The sequence below is a fragment of the Ruegeria sp. YKSE079 genome, assembly GCF_059612845.1.
In genome coordinates this window covers 309,614-332,600 of record NZ_JBXWRJ010000001.1, presented here as the reverse complement: position 1 = coordinate 332,600, position 22,987 = coordinate 309,614, and the positions used below count along the sequence as shown (strand labels likewise).

The window sequence follows — 22,987 nt, the reverse complement described above, 5'->3', positions numbered from 1 at the left end:
CCGAAATACTTGGTGATCGCCGCCGTCAGCGTCGTCTTGCCGTGGTCAACGTGGCCGATCGTGCCGATGTTGACGTGCGGTTTGTTACGCTCAAACTTTTCCTTTGCCATTGCAAGGCTCCTTTTTTCTTACGGATGGTGGGATGAAACCCACCCTACAGTGGAATGGGTAGGGCGGGGTTCACCCCGCCACCCGGTCTTATGCGTATTTCGCCTGGATCTCGTCCGAGATGTTCTGCGGAACCGGATCGTAGTGGTCGAACTGCATGGTGAACTGGGCACGGCCCGACGACATCGAACGCAGGGTGTTGATGTAGCCGAACATGTTGGCCAGCGGAACGAACGCAGCGATTGCGATCGCGTTGCCGCGCGGTTCCTGACCCGACACCTGACCCCGACGCGAGGTCAGGTCGCCGATGATACCACCGGTGTATTCTTCCGGGGTGATCACTTCGACCTTCATGATCGGTTCCAGCAGCTTCGCACCAGCTTTGCGCATGCCTTCGCGCATGCACATCCGCGCCGCGATTTCGAACGCCAGAACGCTCGAGTCAACGTCGTGGAACTTGCCGTCCAGCAGGGCCACTTTGAAGTCGATCACCGGAAAGCCAGCCAACGGACCGGAATCCATGACCGAACGAATACCCTTTTCGACGCCCGGCACATATTCCTTCGGAACCGCGCCACCAACGATGCGGCTTTCGAACGAATAGCCTTCGCCCGGTTGGGTCGGCTGGATTTCCAGCTTGACCTCGGCGAACTGGCCCGAACCACCCGACTGTTTCTTGTGGGTGTAGGAGTGTTCGACCGGCATCGAGATGGTCTCACGGTAAGCCACCTGCGGCGCACCGATGTTGGCCTCGACCTTGAATTCGCGCTTGAGACGGTCCACCAGGATGTCCAGGTGAAGTTCGCCCATGCCCTTCATGATGGTCTGACCGGATTCCAGGTCGGTTTCCACGCGGAACGACGGGTCTTCGGCTGCCAGACGGGCAAGGCCTTGGCTCATCTTTTCCTGGTCGCCCTTGGTCTTGGGCTCGACCGCGATTTCGATCACCGGCTCGGGGAAGGTCATGGTTTCGAGAACCACAGGTTCCTTGGCATCGCACAGGGTGTCACCGGTGGTGGTGTCTTTCAGACCCGCCAGCGCGATGATGTCGCCTGCAAACGCTTCGTCGATCTCTTCCCGGTTGTTGGAGTGCATCATCATCATACGACCGATGCGCTCTTTCTTGCCTTTGGTCGAGTTCAGGATCTGGTCACCCTTGTTCATCACGCCGGAGTAGATCCGGGTGAAGGTCAGCGAACCGACGAAGGGGTCGTTCATGATCTTGAACGCCAGACCCGCAAACGGCATGTTGTCGTCTGCGCGGCGGGCGATGTTGCGAACTTCTTCCTCGTCACCGGGTTTGAAGCCCATGTAATCGACAACGTCCAGCGGGCTGGGCAGATAGTCGATCACCGCATTGAGCAGCGGCTGCACGCCCTTGTTCTTGAACGCCGAGCCACCCAGAACCGGAACGAAGTGCAGCGCCAGAGTGCCCTTGCGCAGCAGTTTGCGCAGGGTCGGCACATCGGGCTCTTCGCCTTCCAGGTACATCATCATCGCGTCGTCGTCTTCTTCGACGGCCGCTTCGATCATCTTGCCGCGCCATTCTTCGGCTATGTCCTTCAGGCTGTCGCGGATCGGGGCCTTGATCCAGCTTGCGCCCAGATCTTCGCCCTGCCACAGCCACTCTTCCATGGTGACCAGGTCGATCAAGCCTTCCAACTCGGATTCAGCACCGATCGGAATACCAACCGGAACCGCGCGGGCGCCGGTGCGGTCTTCGATCATGCGGACGCAGTTGAAGAAGTCTGCGCCGATCTTGTCCATCTTGTTGACGAACACCATGCGCGGAACCTTGTAGCGGTCAGCCTGACGCCACACGGTTTCGGTCTGGGGCTCAACACCGGCGTTTGCGTCCAGAACGCAGACGGCACCGTCGAGCACGGCCAGCGAGCGTTCGACTTCGATGGTGAAGTCAACGTGACCTGGGGTGTCGATGATGTTCAGGCGGTGCTTGGGGGTATCGGCGGTCTGACCGTCCTCGGTGCGCTCCCAGAAGGTGGTGGTTGCAGCCGAGGTGATGGTGATGCCGCGTTCCTGTTCCTGCTCCATCCAGTCCATGGTGGCTGCACCGTCGTGCACCTCACCGATGTTGTGGGATTTGCCGGTGTAATACAGGATACGCTCCGAGCAGGTGGTCTTACCTGCGTCGATGTGCGCCATGATACCGAAGTTGCGGTACAAATTAAGCGGATAGTCGCGTGCCATAAGTGTAAGCCTCTAGGGTTACCAGCGGTAATGGCTGAAGGCTTTGTTCGCCTCGGCCATCTTGTGGGTGTCTTCGCGCTTTTTGACGGCGGTACCGCGGGACTGAACGGCGTCCAGCAGTTCGCCAGCAAGGCGCTCTTCCATGGTGTTTTCATTGCGGTTGCGCGCGGCGGCGATCAGCCAGCGGATGGCCAGTGCCTCGCGGCGCTCGGGGCGCACTTCGACCGGAACCTGATAGGTTGCACCACCCACACGGCGCGAGCGAACTTCGACCGAAGGTTTGATGTTGTCGAGCGCTTCGTGGAACACTTCGACGGGTGCGCGCTTGATCTTGGTTTCAACGCGATCGAACGCGTTATAGACGATGCGCTCTGCGACCGACTTCTTGCCGTCGATCATCAGGTTGTTCATGAATTTGGTCAGAACCTTGTCGCCAAACTTGGCGTCAGGCAGGACTTCGCGTTTTTCGGCGGCGTGACGACGTGACATATCAGCCTCTCCTTCTTACTTGGGACGCTTCGCGCCGTATTTCGAACGGCGTTGCTTACGGTCTTTGACGCCCTGGGTATCCAGAACACCGCGCAGGATGTGGTAACGCACACCGGGAAGGTCTTTCACACGGCCGCCACGGATCAGAACAACCGAGTGTTCCTGCAGGTTGTGGCTTTCACCGGGGATGTACGAGATGACCTCGAACCCGTTGGTCAGGCGCACCTTGGCAACCTTACGCATAGCCGAGTTCGGTTTCTTCGGTGTGGTGGTGTAAACACGTGTGCAGACGCCGCGTTTCTGCGGGCACTGCTCCAGGTGCATGGATTTCGAGCGTTTTACTTTCGGCTGCCGCGGTTTGCGGATCAGCTGTTGAATAGTTGGCATTCCGGTTTCTTCCCCGTTTTGCAACACACATGACATGCACGCGCGTTGCGTGCGGCTAACTTCGCTGCGCTTATGCGTCCACAAGCGCAAAACCCGCGAGCGTTCCCATTCCGAGGTGAACGTCGCGGTTTGTTATCAGAGGGCGCGAACTGCAAAATTGTCCGGGCCTTGACCAGTTCATTACTGGAATCGGCGTTGGGGCGGCCCCCGGTGCCGAGATGACGCGCGTAATAGGGGGAGTCGGGCAAAGTGTCAACAGCCCGACCCGATTCCATCTGCGCAGGGCGCCTTATCCGCCGGATATCGCCGTTTTGACCGGAAAACAAGCCGGTTTCGGAGCGGTTGCAGACGCAGACGGCCAGCGGCATAGTCCGTCGGGAACAAACCTCGCTGGAAGTCATAGATGCAAGTTCTCGGCCTGTGCCGCTTTTCGTACCCCGCACTTGGGGGATTTCAGGTCGCGCATGACACTGTCGAGGACAGAATTCGCTATCTCTATGATTGCGACCGGTTGGAAGAGCGATTCCGGCTGTTTGAAGCCGTCTCGCTACCGGGGCTGCGCGCGCAAACCGATCAGGATTTTACCTTGATCATCGTGATTGGGGACAGCCTGCCGAAACCGGATCGCGACCGGTTGCATGACCTGACTGCCGATATACGGCAGGTCAGGATCGTCGCCCAACCGCCGCGCCCGCACCGGGAGGTGATGAAAGAAATCCTGAATGCGGAGCGCGCATCACCAGATGCACCATGTCTGCAGTTCCGGCATGACGACGACGATGCCGTCGCGATTGATTTTGTCGCCAGACTTCGGCAAGCCGCCGGCGACTGCGACGGGTTGCTGAAACGCAACAAGGCTGTCGCAGTCGATTTCAGTCGTGGTTACGCAGCTGAATTCAACAGCGGTGGCACCCGCGTACTGGAAGAAACCAGACCGTTCCTGGGAGTGGCACTTGGGATGTATGTCCGGGGCGGCTGTCCGCTGACGATCATGAATTTTGCGCACAACAAGATTGCGCGGTTCATGCCAGCGGTCAGCTTTTCGGACGTGCCTATGTGGGTGCGGTCGCATGGCAGCTTTAACGACTCGCGCAGGGCAAGGGCGCAACCCGTCGACCTGTTGCCTCTGACGGCGGATCAAAAAGAAGAATTCGCCGCCCGGTTTGCGATTGACACCGACCGGGTTTCCAGGCGCGGGTTCAGTCCTTGATCGCGCGCTCGCGGAACAGAGTGAACAAGCCGGCGGCCACGACGAGAGCCGCGCCAAACAAAGTCAGCGGATCAGGCCAATCGCCAAAAACTGCAAAGCCCAGGAGAAGCGCCCAGATCAGGCTTGAATAACGGAACGGGGCGACGAACCCGACCTCGCCAACGCGCATCACCATGACGCTGAACAGATACCCCATCAGAACGAACACCGCCGCCGAGGCGACCATCATGCCGGTGGCTGGCGCAACCGGCACCCAGCCGGTATCGAGCGATGCCAATGCGGCGGTGAGTGTTATGGTGGTGGACGTTGCGAGCGTAACGACCATTGACGGTACGGCGGCCGACATGCGCCGGGTCAAAAGGTCTCGGGCGGTAATCATGGCGACCGCCGCCAACGCATAAAGCGCATAGATATTGAAACCTTCAGGACCAGGGCGGACGATCAACAGCATGCCCGCAAACCCGACCGCAATTGCCGCCGCCCGCCGCCACCCGACCGGTTCCTTGAATAAAATCGCCGCACCCAGGGTCACGGTCAGGGGCAATGCCTGCAAGACCGCCGTCACGTTCGCCAACGGCATGTGTACCAGCGCTGACAGAAACAGGAACGTGGCGCCGACCTCGGCAACGCAACGAAATGCAACAAGGATCTTGTCACGCCGTGGGAAATTCAGGTGCAGGGTGCCCAAATGCCGAGACAGGACATAGATCAGCGTGGTGGCCAGAACACCGCGCATGGCGACCAGCTGAAACAGGGGCAGGTCCGCTGCGGCCGCCTTGACGATCGCGTCGTTGATCGTGAACGCCGCCATGCTGCCCATCATCAGGAACGCGCCTTGCGTGTTGGAAGACATGTTGCGACCTCGGTGCCAGGGGGTGTCAACCGCTCCGGTCGGGTCCGTGAGCCTGCCAACCATACAGTTCTGGCATGGATGTCAAAAAAGGCAAGATGTTAACGGAATTGCATGAGGCTGCGGCGGCGCCACAACCATATATGCACGATAATCCCGGCGAGATAGCACAGGATCACAGCGCTCACCAATCCACCAAACTGATAGCGCCCCAGAACGAACAGAAAGATCGGTGTTCCCAGTGTGTTGCCCAAATTGCCCATCTGGGCCATTGCCCCGTTGGCAAGCGCACGATGCTCTGTTGATGTGTTCAACTGAGGGATGGCGGCAAAGCTGGCGCCCTGGACAAGGCCCAGTGTCCCAAACAGTGTCACGCATAGAATCGGAGCTGAAACCCCCAACCAGTACCCCGCCAGCACAAGCGCGGACAGGGCAAAGCCGAACACGACGACACCGATGGCAGACCAGATGCGCATAAGGGCGGTGGCTACCAGCAGCGACACCGCAATGCTGGTCAATGGCATCAACCCCACTATGGTGGCGCGCAGGTCAGCTGGCAACAAGATGGGCAGGATCGCGACCAGTGACACGAAAGTCAGCGTATAGAAAAGCCAGCCGACAGCAGGCGCGGCAAGGCGAGGAGAGCTGTAGACGGAAAGATGCTGGCGCAACACCTTACGCGGCGTAATCGAGCCAACTTTCGCCCCGGTCGTTGGGTCATCGGGTTTGAGCACCAGCCACACCATAGCAGCCAACGCCGCCATGGCCAGACCATGGGCGAGGAACAAGGCCTTTAGCCCGTGAACCTGCGCCCATGGCAATCCGACCCATGCTACAATGGCGAAGGACACGCCAAAAAACGTACTCCACAAAGTCATCGCCAGGTTGCGATATCGATCCGAGGAGATCTGCGCCATCAGCGTGGGCGCGGCGACGACGATGGCGAGATGCGACAACCCTTCGATGGTGCGGCTGACCAGCATCGGAACAATTGGAGGCAGGGCGGCTTGCCACAGCGACATCGCCGCGCCCAGACACAGGCCCAGCACCAGCATTCGGCGATACCCCACCCGCGCCACAACGATGCCCGCAGTCATGCCAAAAAGGATGCCAAAGAGACTGATGACGGACAAAACCAAACCCAAGCTTGCAGCCGCATCGGGATAGGCTTGCGCCAGCATGTCGAACGGAACCGCGATCTTGGCGAACTGCCCGGCCGCACCAAGCCCTGAAAGCCAGAGCAACAGGACAAGAAGAAGGATTCGGAGGGGCGGATTGAGCATGTCCCCTTCGATACTCCCACGGCGCTGGCAAAGCCATGGGCAAGTTCGCTGTCACAGTGGGCTTGACCTTAGCGACGCACGCCGTGTTGGTTTGCTTTGGGGCGAAGCGATCACACTCCCAACTTGCCCTTGCGCTTCACTTGATGCAAATTTGTATGCGGGAGAGGAATGTCTGCCTCACAGTCGGATCTGTTGGCAGACGGACCAGCGCGATGCCACGCTTTGGGAGGAGTGTGTCATGACATCCAAGACTGCAGACCCTACACCACCGGACAATCTGACGCCGCAACAAGGGGCCTTGCCCAAGGTCAATAGAGTGACCGGGGGTGATATTTCCGCTTCGCTGAAGGCCGGGTTTTCCGACTTTCTGTCGCGCCCCGTCATGAGCGGCTTTTTCGGCCTGTTCTATGCAACCTTCGGAATCCTGCTGGTTTGGAGTTTGGTCTGGCTTGGTCAGATCTGGATGATCATTCCTGCCATTGTAGGCTTTCCGCTGATCGCACCCTTCGCCGCTGCCGGGCTTTACGAGATGTCCCGCCGGTTGCAGAAGGGAGAGAGTTTTGGCTGGTCCGAGATCCTCATCGTCATGGCCAATCAACGCAAGCGCGAAATGGGCTGGATGGCCTTTGTCACCCTGTTCATTTTCTGGGTGTGGATTTACCAGGTTCGGCTTTGGCTGGCGATCATCCTGCAAAATGCATCCTTTTCGGATCTTGACGGTTTTTTGAACACCGTATTCTTTACACCTCAGGGCTGGATCTTTCTTGCGGTCGGCACCTGTGTGGGCGCGTTTTTGTCGGCTGTCCTGTTCTCGGTGACCGTCGTCGCCATGCCGATGCTGCTGGACCGGGAAACCAATTTTGTTTCCGCCATGTTAACCTCTTTACGCGTCGTCTCGGAAAGCCCAGTGGTCATGCTCAGCTGGGCGGCGATCATATCGGTCACAATGCTGTTGTCGCTGGTTCCCGCGTTTCTGGGGCTGATCTTTACCCTTCCGATCCTTGGTCACACCACATGGCATCTCTATCAGCGGGCAGTGTCTGCCGCCGAAGGATGATGTATCCAGCCGCCACTCAGAGAGCCTGTGCGCTTGTTTCGTCGGCGGGGGTAATGCTCAATTTCCGCGGGACCGAGCAGCAAGTCCTCGGGCGTGCCGAATTGAGCAATGCCAGCAATCAGTGCCGGGTAACAATCGTCAAATCTGAAGATAGCCGGAATAACCGGGCAATAGACCCATCCTTCTTACCGGTCTGACCAGTTTTTCCTTTATTCGATTGGTGCGAGAAGCTTAACCCGCCGCAGAGTTCACTTTGTGCTCACCAGCCGAAGTTTTGCCGGACCCACTTCAGATTCTTGGCTGACCAACACGGCTTTCTGGCTCGCGCACAAAAAAACCCGCGCCTGAGCGCGGGTTTTGTTTTCGACATAAACCAAAGTTTATTCCCGGCTTTCCGGAGTATCGACCAGGGTGTCGAGTTCGTCCCCGATGATGTCGTCCTCCATGATCGGAGCGGCCAGGGCAGCGGCGGCTTCGGCCTCTTCCCGGCGGGCTTCGATCACCACGTTGTCGCGGGTCTGCGCGATATGGCGGACGCGCTGGGTTGCGCCGCCCGTACCGGCCGGGATCAGGCGACCGACGATCACGTTTTCCTTGAGACCCACCAGCTTGTCTTTCTTGCCCTGAACCGAGGCTTCGGTCAGAACGCGGGTGGTTTCCTGGAACGACGCCGCCGAGATGAACGAACGCGTCTGCAGCGAGGCCTTGGTGATGCCAAGCAGGATCGGCTGACCCTGGGCCGGGCGACCGCCGCGTGCGATGGTCTTTTCGTTGGCCGCATCGAATTCCTGCTTATCGACATGCTCGCCCTTCAGCAGGGTGGTATCGCCGGATTCGAGGATCTCCCACTTCTGCAGCATCTGGCGCACGATCACTTCGATGTGCTTGTCGTTGATCTTAACACCTTGCAAGCGATAGACGTCCTGCACCTCATCGATCATGTAATCCGCCAGCGCTTCGACGCCCATGATGGCAAGGATGTCGTGCGGGGCCGGGTTGCCGTCCATGATATAGTCACCCTTCTGCACGAAGTCGCCTTCCTGCACCGGGATGTGTTTTCCCTTGGGTACCATGTATTCGATCGGCTCCATCGACTCGTCGGCCGGTTCGATGGTGATGCGGCGCTTGTTCTTGTAGTCGCGGCCAAAGCGCACGTAACCGTCGGCTTCGGCGATGATTGCGTGATCCTTGGGACGACGTGCTTCGAACAGTTCCGCAACACGTGGCAGACCACCGGTGATGTCCTTGGTCTTGGCGCCTTCGCGCGGAATACGCGCGACAACGTCACCGGCTTCGATCTGCTGGCCGTCCTCGACAGACAGGATCGCATCCACCGACATCGGATAGTGAACCGGGTTGCCCGCATCGTTGCGCACCGGTTCGCCATCTTCGCCCACCAGAATGATTTCGGGCTTGAGGTCGCTGCCGCGTGGCGCCGCGCGCCAGTCGATCACGATCTTCTGGGTCATGCCGGTTGCGTCATCGGTCTCGTCGCGAACCGCAAGGCCCGAAACCAGGTCGACATATTTCGCGGTACCGGCTTTCTCGGCGATGATCGGAAGGGTGTAGGGATCCCATTCGAACAGCTTGTCGCCGCGCTTGACCTTGGTGCCGTCCTTGACGAAAAGCTTGGAGCCGTAGCCCAGCTTGAAGTTGGCGCGTTCTTCGCCGTGTTCGTCGTTGATCACCAGCTTCATGTTACGGCCCATGACCAGGCTTTCGCCTGCGGCATTGACCAGGATCTGCGGGTTTTCGAAGGCAATGACGCCGTCCTGGCTTGCTTCCTGGAACGACTGCTGACCACCTTGGGCAACACCACCGATGTGGAACGTCCGCATCGTCAGCTGTGTACCCGGTTCACCGATCGACTGTGCGGCGATGATACCGACAGCCTCGCCCGTGTTCACCATGGTACCGCGCGCAAGGTCACGACCGTAGCAGGTGGCGCAAACGCCCTCTTCCGACTCACATGTCAGCGGCGAGCGTATCCGCATCGAAGCAACGGCAGCCTCGTCGATGGCGTCAGCCATACGCTCGTCAATCAGCTGACCTGCAGCGACCAGAACCTCATCCGTTCCCGGACGCAGAACGTCATCGGCAGAGACACGACCCAGCACACGCTCGGCCAGAGAGGCAACGACTTCACCGTCGTTAACCGCTGCTTCGGCAGTGATTGCGCGGTCGGTGCCGCAGTCGATTTCACGCACGATGCAATCCTGCGCCACGTCCACCAGACGACGGGTCAGGTAGCCCGAGTTCGCCGTCTTCAGAGCAGTATCCGACAGACCCTTACGGGCACCGTGGGTCGAGTTGAAGTATTCAAGAACGGTCAGACCTTCCTTGAAGTTCGAGATGATCGGCGTCTCGATGATGTCGCCGTTCGGCTTGGCCATCAAGCCACGCATACCACCCAGCTGTTTCATCTGAGTCACCGAGCCCCGCGCACCGGAGTGGGCCATCATGTAGACCGAGTTCGGTTCCTGCTCGGCACCATTCTCGTCACGCGCGGAAGCCGAGATGGTGTTCATCATCGCCTCGGTGACGCGGTCGTTACATTTCGACCAGGCATCGACAACCTTGTTGTACTTTTCGCCCTGAGTGATCAGGCCGTCCATGTACTGTTGTTCGAAATCCTTCACCTGATCGCGGGTGTCATCAACGATGCCCCACTTGTCGTTCGGGATGACCATGTCGTCCTTGCCGAACGAGATGCCGGCCCTGAACGCTTCCTTGAAACCCATCGACATGATCTGGTCACAGAAGATAACCGACTCTTTCTGCCCGCAGTAACGGTAGACGGTGTCGATCACCTGCTGCACTTCCTTCTTTCGCAGCAGACGGTTGACCAGTTCGAACGGCGCCTTGTTGTTCATCGGCAGCAACGCACCCAGACGCAGACGGCCCGGAGTGGTTTCATAGCGCTTCTGAACTTCGTTGCCTTCGTCGTCGATCTGCGTGATCCGCGCGGTGATTTTGGTGTGCAGATGCACTTCACCCGCGTCCAGCGCGTGCTGAACTTCGTCGATCGAACCAAAGACCTTGCCTTCACCCGGCATGCCTTCGCGTTCCAGGGTCACATAGTAGAGACCCAGGATCATGTCCTGCGACGGAACGATGATCGGCGCGCCGTTTGCTGGCGACAGAACGTTGTTTGTCGACATCATCAGAACACGGGCTTCCAGCTGTGCCTCAAGGCTCAGCGGCACGTGAACGGCCATCTGGTCACCGTCGAAGTCGGCGTTGAAAGCCGAACAGACCAGCGGGTGCAGCTGGATCGCTTTACCTTCGATCAGGACCGGTTCGAATGCCTGAATGCCAAGACGGTGCAGCGTCGGCGCACGGTTCAGCATGACAGGGTGTTCGCGGATCACCTCGTCGAGGATATCCCACACTTCGGGGCGCTCTTTCTCGACAAGTTTCTTCGCCTGTTTCACGGTCGAAGACAGACCCTTGGCTTCAAGGCGGCTGTAAATGAACGGCTTGAACAGCTCCAGCGCCATCTTCTTGGGCAGACCACACTGGTGCAGCTTGAGTTCGGGACCAGTCACGATGACCGAACGGCCCGAGAAGTCGACCCGCTTGCCCAGAAGGTTCTGACGGAAACGACCCTGCTTGCCTTTCAGCATGTCCGACAGCGATTTCAGCGGACGCTTGTTGGCGCCGGTAATCACGCGGCCACGACGACCGTTGTCGAACAGAGCGTCAACGGATTCCTGCAACATCCGCTTTTCGTTGCGGACGATGATGTCAGGCGCGCGCAGTTCGATCAGACGTTTCAGACGGTTGTTCCGGTTGATCACGCGGCGATACAGATCGTTCAGATCCGAGGTCGCAAATCGGCCACCATCCAGAGGAACCAGCGGGCGCAGTTCCGGCGGAATGACCGGGATCACAGTCATTACCATCCACTCGGGTCGGTTTCCCGACTCGAGGAAGGATTCAACAACCTTCAGACGCTTGATGATCTTCTTGGGCTTCAGTTCGCCGGTTGCTTCGGCCAGATCGGCGCGCAGCTGCTCGGCTTCGGCTTCCAGATCGATCTGGGCCAGCATCTCGCGAATGGCTTCGGCACCGATATTCGCGGTGAACGCGTCCATGCCATAGGCATCCTGTGCGTCCATGTACTCTTCTTCGGTCAGCATCTGGCCGTAGGTCAGGTCGGTCAGACCGGGCTCGATGACGACGTAGTTTTCAAAGTAGAGAACCCGTTCCAGATCGCGCAGCGTCATGTCCAGCATCAGACCGATGCGGGACGGCAGCGATTTCAGGAACCAGATATGCGCGACGGGCGCGGCCAGTTCGATATGGCCCATGCGCTCGCGGCGGACTTTCTGCAGGGTGACTTCCACACCGCATTTCTCGCAGACAACGCCGCGATACTTCATCCGCTTATATTTGCCGCACAGACATTCGTAATCTTTGATCGGGCCAAAGATGCGCGCGCAGAACAGACCGTCACGCTCGGGCTTGAACGTGCGATAGTTGATGGTTTCGGGTTTCTTGATCTCGCCATAGGACCAAGACAGGATCCGCTCGGGCGACGCCAGCGAGACTTTGATCTCGTCGAACACTTTCGGCGGCGTCAGCGGATTGAACGGGTTGTTGGTGATTTCCTGGTTCATTTTGCGTCCTTACAAATTGGGATGGGATGAGTGTGGGGCGCTGCCGCCCCTACTCTTCCTCCGCATCCAGGAGTTCCATATTCAGGCCGAGGCCACGGACTTCTTTCACCAGAACGTTGAACGATTCCGGTACGCCCGCTTCAAAGTTATCCTCGCCCTTGACGATCGACTCATAGACCTTGGTCCGGCCGGCGACGTCATCCGATTTCACGGTGAGCATCTCCTGCAGGGTGTAGGCGGCGCCGTAAGCTTCCAGAGCCCAGACCTCCATCTCACCAAAGCGCTGACCACCGAACTGCGCCTTACCGCCCAGCGGCTGCTGGGTGACCAGGCTGTACGGCCCGGTCGAACGCGCGTGGATCTTGTCGTCCACCAGGTGGTGCAGTTTCAGCAGGTACTTGATGCCCACGGTCACCGGACGCGCAAATTGCTCACCCGTACGACCGTCGAACAAGATCGACTGACCGCTTTGCGAGAAGCCCGCACGCACCAGCGCATCGTTGACGTCAGCCTCTTTGGCGCCGTCAAAGACCGGGGTTGCGATCGGAACACCGCGGGTCACGTTGCCCGCTGCCTCGACCAGCGTGTCCTCGTCCATGCCGGTGATGCCTTCTTCGTAGACATCTTCGCCATAGGCCAGCTTCATCGCTTCGCGTACAGGGGTCAGGTCTCCGGAGCGGCGGTATTCACCCAGTGCCTCATCGATGTTCAGACCCAGACCGCGCGCGGCCCAACCCATGTGAGTCTCGAGGATCTGACCCACGTTCATACGCGAAGGCACACCCAGCGGGTTCAGACAGAAGTCGACCGGGGTCCCATCGGCCAGGAACGGCATGTCTTCCATCGGCACAACCTTGGAGATCACACCCTTGTTCCCGTGACGACCGGCCATCTTGTCGCCCGGCTGCAGCTTGCGCTTCACGGCGATGAAGACTTTGACCATCTTCATCACACCCGGCGGCAGGTCGTCGCCACGGCGGACTTTCTCGACCTTATCCTCGAAACGGGCATCCAGAGCGCGCTTCTGCACTTCGTACTGCTCGTTCAGAGCCTCAACGATCTGTGCGTCCTGCTCGTCTTCCAGCGCCAGCTGCCACCATTGACCACGGGTCAGAGTGTCCAGCAGATCCTCGGTGATCACCGATCCTGCCTTGACACCTTTCGGGCCTTTGACAGCGGTTTTGCCGAGGATCAAGCTTTGCAGACGCGCATAGATGTTGCGGTCAAGGATCGTCAGCTCATCGTCCCGGTCACGGGCCAGACGTTCGACTTCCTCACGCTCGATCTGCAATGCACGCTCGTCTTTTTCGACGCCGTGACGGTTGAAGACGCGAACCTCGACGACCGTACCGTAATCGCCCGGCTTAACGCGCAGCGAGGTGTCGCGCACGTCGGATGCTTTTTCACCAAAGATGGCGCGCAGCAGCTTTTCTTCCGGGGTCATCGGGCTTTCGCCCTTCGGAGTGATTTTGCCGACCAGAATATCGCCTGGTTCGACATCCGCACCGATGTAAACGATGCCCGCCTCGTCGAGGTTGCGCAGCGCTTCTTCACCGACGTTCGGGATGTCGCGGGTGATTTCTTCCGGGCCCAGTTTGGTGTCACGGGCGGCAACTTCGAATTCCTCGATATGGACCGAGGTAAAGACGTCATCACGTGCGATACGTTCCGAGATCAGGATCGAGTCTTCGTAGTTGTAACCGTTCCACGGCATGAACGCGACGACCACGTTCTTACCCAGAGCAAGTTCACCCATGTCGGTCGACGGACCGTCGGCAATGACTTCGCCCTTCTGGACGGTGTCACCCACCTTGATCAGCGGACGCTGGTTGATACAGGTGTTCTGGTTCGAACGCTGGAACTTGCGCAGACGATAGATGTCAACGCCAGCATCGCCCAATTCCAGATCCTCGGTGGCGCGAATAACGATACGCTGGGCATCGACCTGGTCGATGATACCGGCGCGTTTCGCCTGAATCGCAGCGCCCGAGTCGATCGCAACCTTTTCCTCGATACCGGTACCGACCAGTGGTGCCTCGGCCCGCAGCAGCGGAACCGCCTGACGTTGCATGTTCGAGCCCATCAGAGCGCGGTTGGCGTCGTCGTTTTCGAGGAACGGGATCAGCGAGGCGGCAACCGAAACCAGCTGTTTCGGGCTCACGTCGATCAGGTCGACGCTTTCCACCGGCGCCAGCGTATAGTCGCCGGCCTGGCGGGTGTTGACCATCTCGTTGATGAACTTGCCGTTCTCGTCCAACGTCGCGTTGGCCTGCGCCACAGTGTGACGCATTTCCTCGGTCGCGGACATGTAGTGGACCTCATCGGTCACCTGACCTTCGCTGACGACGCGATAAGGCGTTTCGATGAAGCCATACTTGTTCACGCGGGCAAAGGTGGCCAGCGAGTTGATCAGACCGATGTTCGGGCCTTCCGGCGTTTCAATCGGGCACATCCGGCCATAGTGGGTCGGGTGCACGTCGCGAACCTCGAAGCCCGCGCGCTCGCGCGTCAGACCACCGGGGCCAAGCGCCGACAGGCGGCGTTTGTGGGTGACTTCGGACAGCGGGTTGGTCTGGTCCATGAACTGCGACAGCTGCGACGAGCCAAAGAACTCGCGTACGGCAGCAGCAGCCGGTTTCGCGTTGATCAGGTCCTGCGGCATGACGGTGTCGATCTCGACCGACGACATGCGTTCCTTGATCGCGCGCTCCATGCGCAGCAGGCCGACTCGGTACTGATTCTCCATCAGTTCGCCGACCGAGCGCACCCGGCGGTTGCCGAGGTGGTCGATGTCGTCCACATCGCCTTTGCCGTCACGCAGTTCCACCAGTGCCTTGATGCAGGCCACGATGTCTTCGCGGTCCAGCGTGCGCTGAGTGTCCGGCTTGTCCAGCGCAAGGCGCATGTTCATCTTGACCCGGCCAACAGCGCTGAGGTCATAGCGCTCGCTGTCAAAGAACAGCGTATCGAACAGGGCGGACGCCGCTTCGACGGTGGGCGGCTCACCCGGGCGCATGACGCGGTAGATATCCATGAGCGCGGTTTCGCGGTTCATGTTCTTGTCCTGCGCCATGGTGTTGCGCATGTAGGGGCCGACATTGACGTTGTCGATATCCAGAACCGGGATATCGGTGATGCCCGCGTCGATCAATTCTTTCGCGGAACCGCCGATCAGTTCACCGTCCTTGTCATATTCCAGCGTCAACTCGTCCCCGGCTTCGACATAGATCGCACCGGTTTCTTCGTTGATGATGTCCTTGGCGACAAACTTGCCTACGATATGATCGAACGGAACCAGCAGGTCGGTGACGGCACCTTCCTCGATCAATTTCTTGACCGCGCGCGGGGTGATCTTCTTACCGGCTTCGGCAATCACTTCGCCCGAGGCGGCGTCGATCAGGTCATAGGTGGGACGGGTGCCGCGCACGCGCTCGGGGAAGAACGGGGTGACCCATCCCTTCTTCTTCGCCAGCTTGTAGGAAACGGTATTGTAATAGGCATCCATGATGCCTTCCTGATCCAGACCCAGCGCATATAGCAGCGTCGTCACCGGCAGCTTGCGGCGACGGTCGATGCGGGCAAAAACGATGTCCTTGGCGTCGAACTCGAAGTCCAGCCACGAGCCGCGATACGGGATGATGCGGCAGGCAAACAGCAGCTTGCCCGAGGAATGGGTCTTGCCCTTGTCATGGTCAAAGAACACGCCCGGCGAGCGGTGCATCTGGGACACGATCACACGTTCAGTGCCGTTGACGATAAAGGTGCCATTCGGAGTCATCAGGGGCATGTCGCCCATGAAGACGTCCTGCTCCTTGATGTCCTTGACCGACTTGGCGCCGGTGTCCTCATCGACATCAAAGACGATCAGACGCAGAGTAACCTTGAGCGGCGCGCTGTAGGTCATGTCGCGCTGCATGCACTCTTCGACGTCATATTTCGGTTTTTCCAGATCGTACTTCACGAACTCCAGAACGGAAGTTTCGTTGAAATCCTTGATCGGGAAAACCGACTGGAACACGCCTTTGATACCTTCGCCGTCGGCTGGCTGTTCGGCATCACCGGAACGCAGGAAAAGATCATAAGAAGATTTCTGTACCTCAATGAGGTTCGGCATTTCCAAAACTTCGCGGATTTTGCCGTAATATTTACGAAGACGTTTCTGGCCAAGGAACGATTGAGCCATGTCAGATGTCACCTTTCGATGTTCTCAGCGGGCAAAGACACCGTCGGGCCCCGGCATCTTGCACATTCGAGACGACACGTCCGGATCAATTCATGGCCACCGTCCCGAAGGCGGCCTCCCGATCCGAAAACCGTGTCTTAGAAAACGCCCCCCTGTCAGAGGCCCTTTCTAAGACAGGTTCGGCTGGACCCGGATTTCTCCGGGTCCAGCCAAATCCTGCGGCACATCAGCGATGCACCTGTCGGTTGGCTTAGGCCAGCTCGACTTCGGCGCCAGCTGCTTCCAGCTTGCCCTTGACTTCTTCGGCTTCTTCTTTCGAAACGCCTTCTTTGATCTTGCCGCCGGCTTCGACCAGTTCCTTGGCTTCTTTCAGGCCCAGGCCAGTGATGCCACGAACTTCTTTGATGACGTTGATTTTCGAAGCGCCAGCGTTCTTGAGAACGACGTCGAATTCGGTCTTTTCTTCCTCGGCTGCGCCACCGGCGTCGCCACCAGCTGCTGCGACCATGACGGCGCCGCCAGCTGCGGGCTCGATGCCGTACTCGTCCTTGAGGATGGTTTTCAGTTCTTGTGCTTCCAGCAGGGTCAGACCAACGATCTCTTCTGCCAGTTTCTTCAGATCAGCCATTGTATCAGCTCTTTCCGTTTACAGTGTGTGTTCCAACGTCGGGGCATTCACAACCCCACGCAGATCATTCAGTGCCAACCGCTTACGCAGCTTCCGCCTTCTCTTCGATGGTGGAAAGGATGCTTGCGATATTGCTTGCAGGTGCGCCAATCGCGCCAGCGATGTTCGAAGCAGGTGCGCCGATGCACGACACGATCTGAGCAATAAGCTCTTCGCGCGACGGCATTTTCGACACGGCTTCGACGCCGGCCCGGTCCAGAGCGTTCTCGCCCATTGCGCCGCCGAGGATCTCAAATTTCTTGTTATCCTTGGCGAAGTCCTCGGCCACCTTGGCTGCTGCCACGGGGTCTTCGGAATAGGTCAGAACGGTCATACCCGTCAGCAGGTCGGCCATGCTTGCACACGGCTTACCCTCGAGGGCGATTTTGGCGAGCCTGTTCTTGGCAACACGCACGGACCCGCCTGCTTCGCGCGCACGCGAACGCAGATCCTGCATCTCGGCAACTGTCAGACCGGCGTAGTGAGCAACCACCACGACGCCAGAGCTTTCGAAGATCTGGCCGAGTTCCTCGACCACTTTCTCTTTCTGGGCTCTATCCACAGTTCTCTCCAAATTAGGGATGATGGGTCATCCCGGCTCATATTTGCCGAGGCCTGAGCCCCGGCGTTCAGGTCCGTTGTACGGGGTTGAGCCAAAAATCGCCCGAGGGTGGGACCCTCGAATTCTTTGGTCTTTCCCGTCTCAGGCAGGAAATTAAGGGGCCATATGGACCCACCCACCGTCTTGGACGAAACAAAATAAAGCGCACGACGAATCGCACGCTTTACTCCGCAGCCCTCTTTAGGCCAGACAGCCTGGGTTTCCAAGGGGTAAATCAGGATCTCGCCGCAAAAACCCTTTTGCCAGAAAGTGTGTTCCGCGCCGTCAGGATGGTACAACATCAGATTTTCCGGCGTCGGAGGTCGCACGGCGTTTGGTGTTGCGAAATTGACAACAAGCACGCCAACCAAAACCAGATAAATTGATGGATCTTTCTAACAAAACGCTTTTGACTTAGATCAGTCAATCGACTCCATCGAACCGGCGCGGGGGTCCACCAGAAGTCACACACGATTCCAGACCCTCAAAAGGGACCCATAGGTTTAGCGACAATCTGCGTTGAAAAATCCCCCCAAACACAAAGATCCCCATACAAATGAGCACTTCATGAAGGTTTTTGGCTACATTCGATTTTCCTATTTTGGCAGAAACGACACCAAAATCGGTCGGGCGGAACTAGAGGAAGCAGAGCGTTTGGACGCCCTCTACAACCCTGAGCGCATGGCCGAACGCCTGTACTTTCTGGAAAACATCACTCTGCCATCTCTCCGCTTTCAAACCGACCCTGACTTCAAGGTCATTGTGGCCGCCTCTACAATCATGCCGGACGTCTATAAAGCGAGCCTAGAACAAGCCTGCGCTGATATTCCACAAATCGAAATAATTTATAGTGACGCAGACCACATTACAGACGCTCTTAACCCAAAAGTAGAAGAACTGACCTCTGGCATTGAACAAAAGACTGTTCATTTTAGGATGGACGACGACGATGCGATTTCCGCATACACGATATCGCGCCTGAAACGGCTGGGCGAACATGCGGTTCCCAACACCCTGATATCGATGCCGCGCGGATTTTACCTAGCCCATGACGGAACGGACTCTTTTCTTCTGCGGAAATTTGAACCCTATATCGCAATCGCCTGGGCACTGGTGAATGCACCCGGGCAGATACGCAACCCGTATCAAGGGCGGCATAGAGGGTACTACGAACTCAACCCGTCGATCATGGATCCTCGCCCACATGCATACATACATGTGGCCCACAACAGCTCGGACACTCGCGCCCGACAAGGACGGAAACTGCGCAAGGCAATTTCCACCGATCCAAACTTTGAGACTGAGCGCGCGAGAAACCGCGTCGAGCGCTTGATCCGGCGCGAATTTCCAACTTTCACGCCTGAAAAGCTGAAACAAATCGTGGCTGACGCACCAAGTGCTAGCGTTTCCACAGAAGACTGAACCCCTCGAGCACTGAGAGTTAGAAACTATTTACCGGGCTGGGTTCTGCTTGTGTGTTATATGCTGTGATGGGTCTTTTGTATCCGGCGTATTGAAAAAGGATGGTCGAGGGAAAATCGAGGCAATCTGATTGGCCTTTCAGAAGCGGCTTTTGACTACGGTTCATAATACCCGGTTGCTGCAGATCGCCGTTAAGTTCGAAAATCCTTTTGTTGTTCCTGGCATTGGGCACTATTGAATGTGGTCTTCTCGAATTCTGGAAAGAATGAAAATATGTGCAGATTCGCAGCGTATTGCGGCGTAAGCATCCCGCTTGAAAACATTATCATCTTGCCCAAACATTCGCTGCTGGAACAAAGCCAGCATGCCGCCGAGGCCAAGCTGGCGGTGAATGGTGACGGATTTGGCATGGCCTGGTATGCAGAGCAGGAGCACCCAGGGCTGTACCGTGACGTCCTGCCCGCGTGGTCGGATGGCAATCTTCTGGACCTGTGCCGCATGATTAAGTCGCACCTGTTCCTGGCGCACGTTCGGGCCTCGACCTTTGGTGAGACGTCACGTAGCAACTGCCATCCTTTCACCTATGGCAAATGGTCGTTCATGCATAACGGTCAGATCGGCGATTTCGGGCGTATACGGCGGGAACTTGAAGCCTTCCTGCCGGACGAGTGCTATCATGCCCGCCGCGGCAGCACGGATTCTGAATTGTTGTTTCTGTTGCTGCTGGCGAATGGGTTAGACGAATGCCCCTTTCAAGCTGTCGTCACGACAATCAGGCAGATTGAAGAAGTTCAGGGAGAAACCGAACAGCCCAACAGGATGGCGACTGCCTTTTCCGATGGCTCGGCTCTTTATTCCTTCCGCTATTCCAGTGACCGGCGCAGCCCGTCGCTTTATTTCGGGGAAGGGCTGGACAACGGCGGAAAAGTCGTCGCGTCGGAGCCGCTGGACAGGTCGGTCGGTTCCTGGGAACCTGTCGCCGATCGAAGCTTCTTTTCGTTGGTAAAGGGCGAAGCAAGCATCCGCGAGCTTGGCCTTTGATACATCCTGGAAATGCAGAACGGGCGGCCTGTTTGGGGCCGCCCGCTTGGTTTTACCGCTGAATGCTCGTGCTTATTCGCTCGAAGCCTGCGCCACATCCACGGTCACGCCGGGACCCATGGTCGAGCTCAGCGCGATTTTCTTCATGTAGGTGCCCTTGGCGCCCGACGGCTTTGCCTTGGCCACGGCCGACACAAAGGCACGGACGTTTTCGACCAGCTTGGTTTCGTCAAACGACGCTTTGCCAACACCGGCGTGCACAACACCGCCTTTTTCCGCCTTGAACTGGACTTCACCGCCTTTGGCTGCTTCCACGGCGGCTTTCACGTCCATGGTCACGGTGCCAACCTTGGGGTTCGGCATCAGGTTGCGGGGGCCAAGGATCTTACCCAGACGGCCTACGACGGGCATCATGTCCGGGGTCGCGATGCAGCGGTCGAACTCGATCTTGCCGCCCTGAATGGTTTCCATCAGGTCTTCTGCGCCAACAATGTCAGCACCGGCTGCCTTGGCTTCGTCCGCCTTGGGGCCGCGAGCAAACACTGCAACGCGCATGGTTTTGCCAGTTCCGTTCGGCAGGCCGACGACGCCGCGGACCATCTGGTCGGCGTGGCGGGTGTCGACGCCCAGATTCATGGCGATCTCGACGGTTTCATCGAATTTGGCCGAGGCGTTTGCCTTGATCAGGGAAACTGCTTCTTCGACCGACAGGTTTTCCTTGCCGGCAAAAGCTTCGCGTGCGGCGCGGGTCCGTTTTCCGAGTTTAGCCATCTTACTTCACCTCGATGCCCATGGAGCGGGCCGAGCCCAGGATGATCTGCATTGCGCCTTCGATGTCGTTGGCGTTGAGATCTTTCATCTTGGCTTCCGCAATTTCACGGACCTGCTTCGAGGTCACGGTTGCGATTGTTTCACGGCCAGGATTTTCCGCACCGCGTGGGCGGTTGCGTTTGCCAACCGGCTTCAGACCAGCGGCTTTTTTCAGGTAATAAGACGCGGGCGGCGTCTTGATGTCCATGGTGAAGGACTTGTCCTGATAGTAGGTGATCACGGTCGGGCACGGCGCGCCGGGCTCCATGTCTGCGGTCTTGGCGTTGAACGCCTTGCAGAATTCCATGATGTTGATGCCGCGCTGACCCAGTGCGGGGCCGACCGGCGGAGAGGGGTTTGCCTGACCTGCAGGAACCTGCAGCTTCATCGAACCAACAAGCTTCTTAGCCATGTGGTTTTCCTTTCAACGTGGGCGGGACGCGTCCAGCCCGGAGAATGTTGCGTGGTCCGATTTCAGGATCGCGATCCGTCCATCTCCCACGAGAGAATCTCGCCCGAAGACGATAGAGGCGTCGTTTACAGTGGAATGGCGGGGTTGGCAAGGGGATCGCTCACCCCTTTAGTGATTGAATATGCCCGCAGCCTCAGCGCAAGAATTTCTCTACGCAGAGACCGTCCAGTGTTCCTGTCTGTGAGTAAACGCCAACAAAGCTTTTCTGCTGGGGTGTTAGCGTATCTGAAACGGCGTGAACAAGCTGAGCGCCGAAAAGCTCTTCGTACCCTGCCTCAAAGGCCATTGCTTTGCAAACCTCTAGAACGATGTCCAAACTTTCTTCACTACTTAACGGGTTCTGCGAGATACGGTCACTGACAGCATTTGATAGTAAGACAATGAACGGTGCGCGAGTGTCATGGACAATCATATCATCCGAGAGGTCTGTTCTGCCGATCTGGTCATCAGCCCCTCTCAACGCTTGAACGGCGAACGAGACGTGCGGTGCCTTATCCACTTTCTGATCAAAGAAATCGTTACTGATCAGAAATTCAAGGAACTCAAAATTGGTTTGACTCACCAAATCCTCATTTAAATAGAAGAAAGCAAACTCGATTAAGGACACACCGCTTTCGTTACGCTCAAGCAGCACCTCAGGCACGTTGGACACAATTTCTTGCAGGCGATCGTTCTGAAGATTTGCGTTCGCTCGCAGCGCCTCTTCAAACAAAGCTGCTGATTGATGTGTGTCAGCCGCAGCAGGTGCAAAAAGAAGCCCCCCAATAGTCACTGCAAACGCGAAGCCGATACAATTTAATAGAATGAAAGTGACCGCAGTATGGAATCTAAACAAGAGTATATCTTCCGGTGTTTGGGTAGTTAAAGTCTATAAGGCTTTGGCTTTGTCAACAGCCGCTTCTTCAGACGGGCGGACAAACAAAAAACGCCGCAATGCCCAAGGCATCACGGCGTCAAAATCTCTCTCAGAAGCTTCTCACCCCTGCTTCGTAACCTGCGTAAAGTCCAGTTCAACCGGCGTTTCGCGGCCAAAGATCGAAACCGAGACCTTGAGTTTCTGGTTCTCGTCGTCCACGCCTTCGACCATGCCGTCGAAATCCTCGAACGGACCATCGTTGACCTTGACCTTTTCGCCAATCTCGAACGAGATCATCAGCTTGGGCGCTTCTTCGCCTTCCTGAACGCGGTTGAGGATCTGGTTCACTTCGGCGTCGCGCATCGGCATCGGGCGGCCTTGCGGGCCAAGGAAACCGGTGACCCGGTTGATCGAGTTGATCAGGTGATAGCCCTGGTCGGACATTTCCATGTGCACCAGCACGTAGCCGGGCATGAAGCGGCGCTCTGTCGTGACCTTCTTGCCCCGGCGCACTTCGATCACCTCTTCGGTGGGCACCAGAACTTCGTCGATATCGTCCTCAAGACCCTGCTCGGCCACGGACGTGCGGATCTGTTCTGCGATCTTTTTCTCGAAATTCGAAAGAACGCTGACCGAGTACCACCGTTTCGCCATGAACCTGTCGTCCTTGTTCTGCCTTTGGCACACTGTCCGGAGCGCGCCCGTCATTGAAATTTCTCAG

Annotated in this window: 18 protein-coding genes; 4 read left to right on the top strand and 14 right to left on the bottom strand. The window is 57.8% G+C overall.

The features are described from left to right. The 4 genes from AC2FMY_RS01590 to rpsL all read right to left on the bottom strand — a co-directional run. A partial coding sequence (locus AC2FMY_RS01590; protein ID WP_170611170.1) for a GTP-binding protein occupies nucleotides 1-110 on the bottom strand: 110 nt, incomplete at its 3' end. 88 nt (nucleotides 111-198) lie between these two features. Beyond that, a complete protein-coding gene (fusA, locus tag AC2FMY_RS01585) occupies nucleotides 199-2,316 on the bottom strand; it encodes an elongation factor G (protein WP_480750194.1) in 2,118 nt (705 codons plus the stop codon). An 18-nt stretch (nucleotides 2,317-2,334) separates the two neighbouring features. Next, on the bottom strand, nucleotides 2,335-2,805 hold the full coding sequence (gene rpsG / locus AC2FMY_RS01580; RefSeq protein WP_138842352.1) for a 30S ribosomal protein S7: 471 nt from the start codon (nucleotides 2,803-2,805) through the stop codon (nucleotides 2,335-2,337). 15 nt (nucleotides 2,806-2,820) lie between these two features. Further along, nucleotides 2,821-3,192 carry a 30S ribosomal protein S12 gene (gene rpsL, locus AC2FMY_RS01575; protein WP_005621086.1) on the bottom strand — a complete coding sequence of 124 codons (372 nt, stop codon included), beginning with the start codon at nucleotides 3,190-3,192 and terminating at the stop codon, nucleotides 2,821-2,823. Between the two features lie 403 nt (nucleotides 3,193-3,595). Here rpsL and AC2FMY_RS01570 point away from each other — a divergent pair, with 403 nt between their 5' ends. Continuing rightward, nucleotides 3,596-4,402, top strand: a complete 807-nt coding sequence (locus AC2FMY_RS01570) for a putative rhamnosyl transferase (RefSeq protein WP_480750193.1) — start codon at nucleotides 3,596-3,598, stop codon at nucleotides 4,400-4,402. Here the strand turns inward: AC2FMY_RS01570 and AC2FMY_RS01565 are convergent. Continuing rightward, nucleotides 4,392-5,255 (bottom strand): DMT family transporter, encoded by an 864-nt coding sequence (locus tag AC2FMY_RS01565; protein ID WP_480750192.1) that lies wholly within the window; start codon nucleotides 5,253-5,255, stop codon nucleotides 4,392-4,394. The two genes, AC2FMY_RS01570 and AC2FMY_RS01565, sit on opposite strands and share 11 nt — an antisense overlap. Nucleotides 5,256-5,353: 98 nt before the next feature. Beyond that, on the bottom strand, nucleotides 5,354-6,535 hold the full coding sequence (locus AC2FMY_RS01560) for an MFS transporter (RefSeq protein WP_496747189.1): 1,182 nt from the start codon (nucleotides 6,533-6,535) through the stop codon (nucleotides 5,354-5,356). Between the two features lie 238 nt (nucleotides 6,536-6,773). Between AC2FMY_RS01560 and AC2FMY_RS01555 the strand changes: the two genes are divergently transcribed. Further along, a complete protein-coding gene (locus AC2FMY_RS01555; protein ID WP_496747187.1) occupies nucleotides 6,774-7,592 on the top strand; it encodes a DUF2189 domain-containing protein in 819 nt (272 codons plus the stop codon). Nucleotides 7,593-7,972: 380 nt separating this feature from the next. On the opposite strand, the gene rpoC is transcribed toward AC2FMY_RS01555, so the two are convergent. The 4 genes from rpoC to rplJ form a co-directional block, all read right to left on the bottom strand. After that, nucleotides 7,973-12,214, bottom strand: a complete 4,242-nt coding sequence (gene rpoC / locus AC2FMY_RS01550; protein ID WP_480750189.1) for a DNA-directed RNA polymerase subunit beta' — start codon at nucleotides 12,212-12,214, stop codon at nucleotides 7,973-7,975. 49 nt (nucleotides 12,215-12,263) lie between these two features. Beyond that, nucleotides 12,264-16,397, bottom strand: a complete 4,134-nt coding sequence (rpoB, locus tag AC2FMY_RS01545; protein ID WP_480750188.1) for a DNA-directed RNA polymerase subunit beta — start codon at nucleotides 16,395-16,397, stop codon at nucleotides 12,264-12,266. A 250-nt stretch (nucleotides 16,398-16,647) separates the two neighbouring features. Then, nucleotides 16,648-17,025, bottom strand: a complete 378-nt coding sequence (rplL, locus tag AC2FMY_RS01540) for a 50S ribosomal protein L7/L12 (RefSeq protein ID WP_480750187.1) — start codon at nucleotides 17,023-17,025, stop codon at nucleotides 16,648-16,650. Nucleotides 17,026-17,107: 82 nt separating this feature from the next. Further along, nucleotides 17,108-17,626 (bottom strand): 50S ribosomal protein L10, encoded by a 519-nt coding sequence (gene rplJ, locus AC2FMY_RS01535; protein WP_480750186.1) that lies wholly within the window; start codon nucleotides 17,624-17,626, stop codon nucleotides 17,108-17,110. 606 nt (nucleotides 17,627-18,232) lie between these two features. Between rplJ and AC2FMY_RS01530 the strand changes: the two genes are divergently transcribed. Then, nucleotides 18,233-19,087, top strand: coding sequence for a glycosyltransferase (locus AC2FMY_RS01530; protein ID WP_496806885.1), 855 nt, complete (start codon nucleotides 18,233-18,235; stop codon nucleotides 19,085-19,087). A 273-nt stretch (nucleotides 19,088-19,360) separates the two neighbouring features. Continuing rightward, the gene (locus AC2FMY_RS01525; protein ID WP_480750184.1) at nucleotides 19,361-20,128 is read left to right on the top strand and encodes a class II glutamine amidotransferase; all 768 of its coding nucleotides are present in this window, start codon (nucleotides 19,361-19,363) and stop codon (nucleotides 20,126-20,128) included. Nucleotides 20,129-20,200: 72 nt separating this feature from the next. Here AC2FMY_RS01525 and rplA read toward each other — a convergent pair whose 3' ends face one another. From rplA to nusG, 4 genes are all read right to left on the bottom strand, one after another. Then, nucleotides 20,201-20,899 carry a 50S ribosomal protein L1 gene (gene rplA, locus AC2FMY_RS01520; RefSeq protein ID WP_480750183.1) on the bottom strand — a complete coding sequence of 233 codons (699 nt, stop codon included), beginning with the start codon at nucleotides 20,897-20,899 and terminating at the stop codon, nucleotides 20,201-20,203. Between the two features lies 1 nt (nucleotide 20,900). Further along, entirely contained in the window at nucleotides 20,901-21,350 is a 450-nt protein-coding gene (gene rplK, locus AC2FMY_RS01515) for a 50S ribosomal protein L11 (protein ID WP_480750182.1), read from the bottom strand. Nucleotides 21,351-21,543: 193 nt separating this feature from the next. Then, nucleotides 21,544-22,245 (bottom strand): hypothetical protein, encoded by a 702-nt coding sequence (locus tag AC2FMY_RS01510; RefSeq protein WP_496747181.1) that lies wholly within the window; start codon nucleotides 22,243-22,245, stop codon nucleotides 21,544-21,546. A 141-nt stretch (nucleotides 22,246-22,386) separates the two neighbouring features. Beyond that, complete coding sequence (gene nusG / locus AC2FMY_RS01505) at nucleotides 22,387-22,920, bottom strand: transcription termination/antitermination protein NusG (protein ID WP_496747179.1); 534 nt, start codon at nucleotides 22,918-22,920, stop codon at nucleotides 22,387-22,389. Nucleotides 22,921-22,987 lie beyond the last annotated feature (67 nt).

Bases quoted from the DNA above. Each gene is read 5' to 3' on its own strand.
- fusA (WP_480750194.1), bottom strand. From the start codon at position 2,316: ATGGCACGCGACTATCCGCTTAATTTGTACCGCAACTTCGGTATCATG.
- rpsG (WP_138842352.1), bottom strand. From the start codon at position 2,805: ATGTCACGTCGTCACGCCGCCGAAAAACGCGAAGTCCTGCCTGACGCC.
- rpsL (WP_005621086.1), bottom strand. From the start codon at position 3,192: ATGCCAACTATTCAACAGCTGATCCGCAAACCGCGGCAGCCGAAAGTA.
- AC2FMY_RS01570 (WP_480750193.1), top strand. From the start codon at position 3,596: ATGCAAGTTCTCGGCCTGTGCCGCTTTTCGTACCCCGCACTTGGGGGA.
- AC2FMY_RS01565 (WP_480750192.1), bottom strand. From the start codon at position 5,255: ATGTCTTCCAACACGCAAGGCGCGTTCCTGATGATGGGCAGCATGGCG.
- AC2FMY_RS01560 (WP_496747189.1), bottom strand. From the start codon at position 6,535: ATGCTCAATCCGCCCCTCCGAATCCTTCTTCTTGTCCTGTTGCTCTGG.
- AC2FMY_RS01555 (WP_496747187.1), top strand. From the start codon at position 6,774: ATGACATCCAAGACTGCAGACCCTACACCACCGGACAATCTGACGCCG.
- rpoC (WP_480750189.1), bottom strand. From the start codon at position 12,214: ATGAACCAGGAAATCACCAACAACCCGTTCAATCCGCTGACGCCGCCG.
- rpoB (WP_480750188.1), bottom strand. From the start codon at position 16,397: ATGGCTCAATCGTTCCTTGGCCAGAAACGTCTTCGTAAATATTACGGC.
- rplL (WP_480750187.1), bottom strand. From the start codon at position 17,025: ATGGCTGATCTGAAGAAACTGGCAGAAGAGATCGTTGGTCTGACCCTG.
- AC2FMY_RS01530 (WP_496806885.1), top strand. From the start codon at position 18,233: ATGAAGGTTTTTGGCTACATTCGATTTTCCTATTTTGGCAGAAACGAC.
- AC2FMY_RS01525 (WP_480750184.1), top strand. From the start codon at position 19,361: ATGTGCAGATTCGCAGCGTATTGCGGCGTAAGCATCCCGCTTGAAAAC.
- rplA (WP_480750183.1), bottom strand. From the start codon at position 20,899: ATGGCTAAACTCGGAAAACGGACCCGCGCCGCACGCGAAGCTTTTGCC.
- rplK (WP_480750182.1), bottom strand. From the start codon at position 21,350: ATGGCTAAGAAGCTTGTTGGTTCGATGAAGCTGCAGGTTCCTGCAGGT.
- nusG (WP_496747179.1), bottom strand. From the start codon at position 22,920: ATGGCGAAACGGTGGTACTCGGTCAGCGTTCTTTCGAATTTCGAGAAA.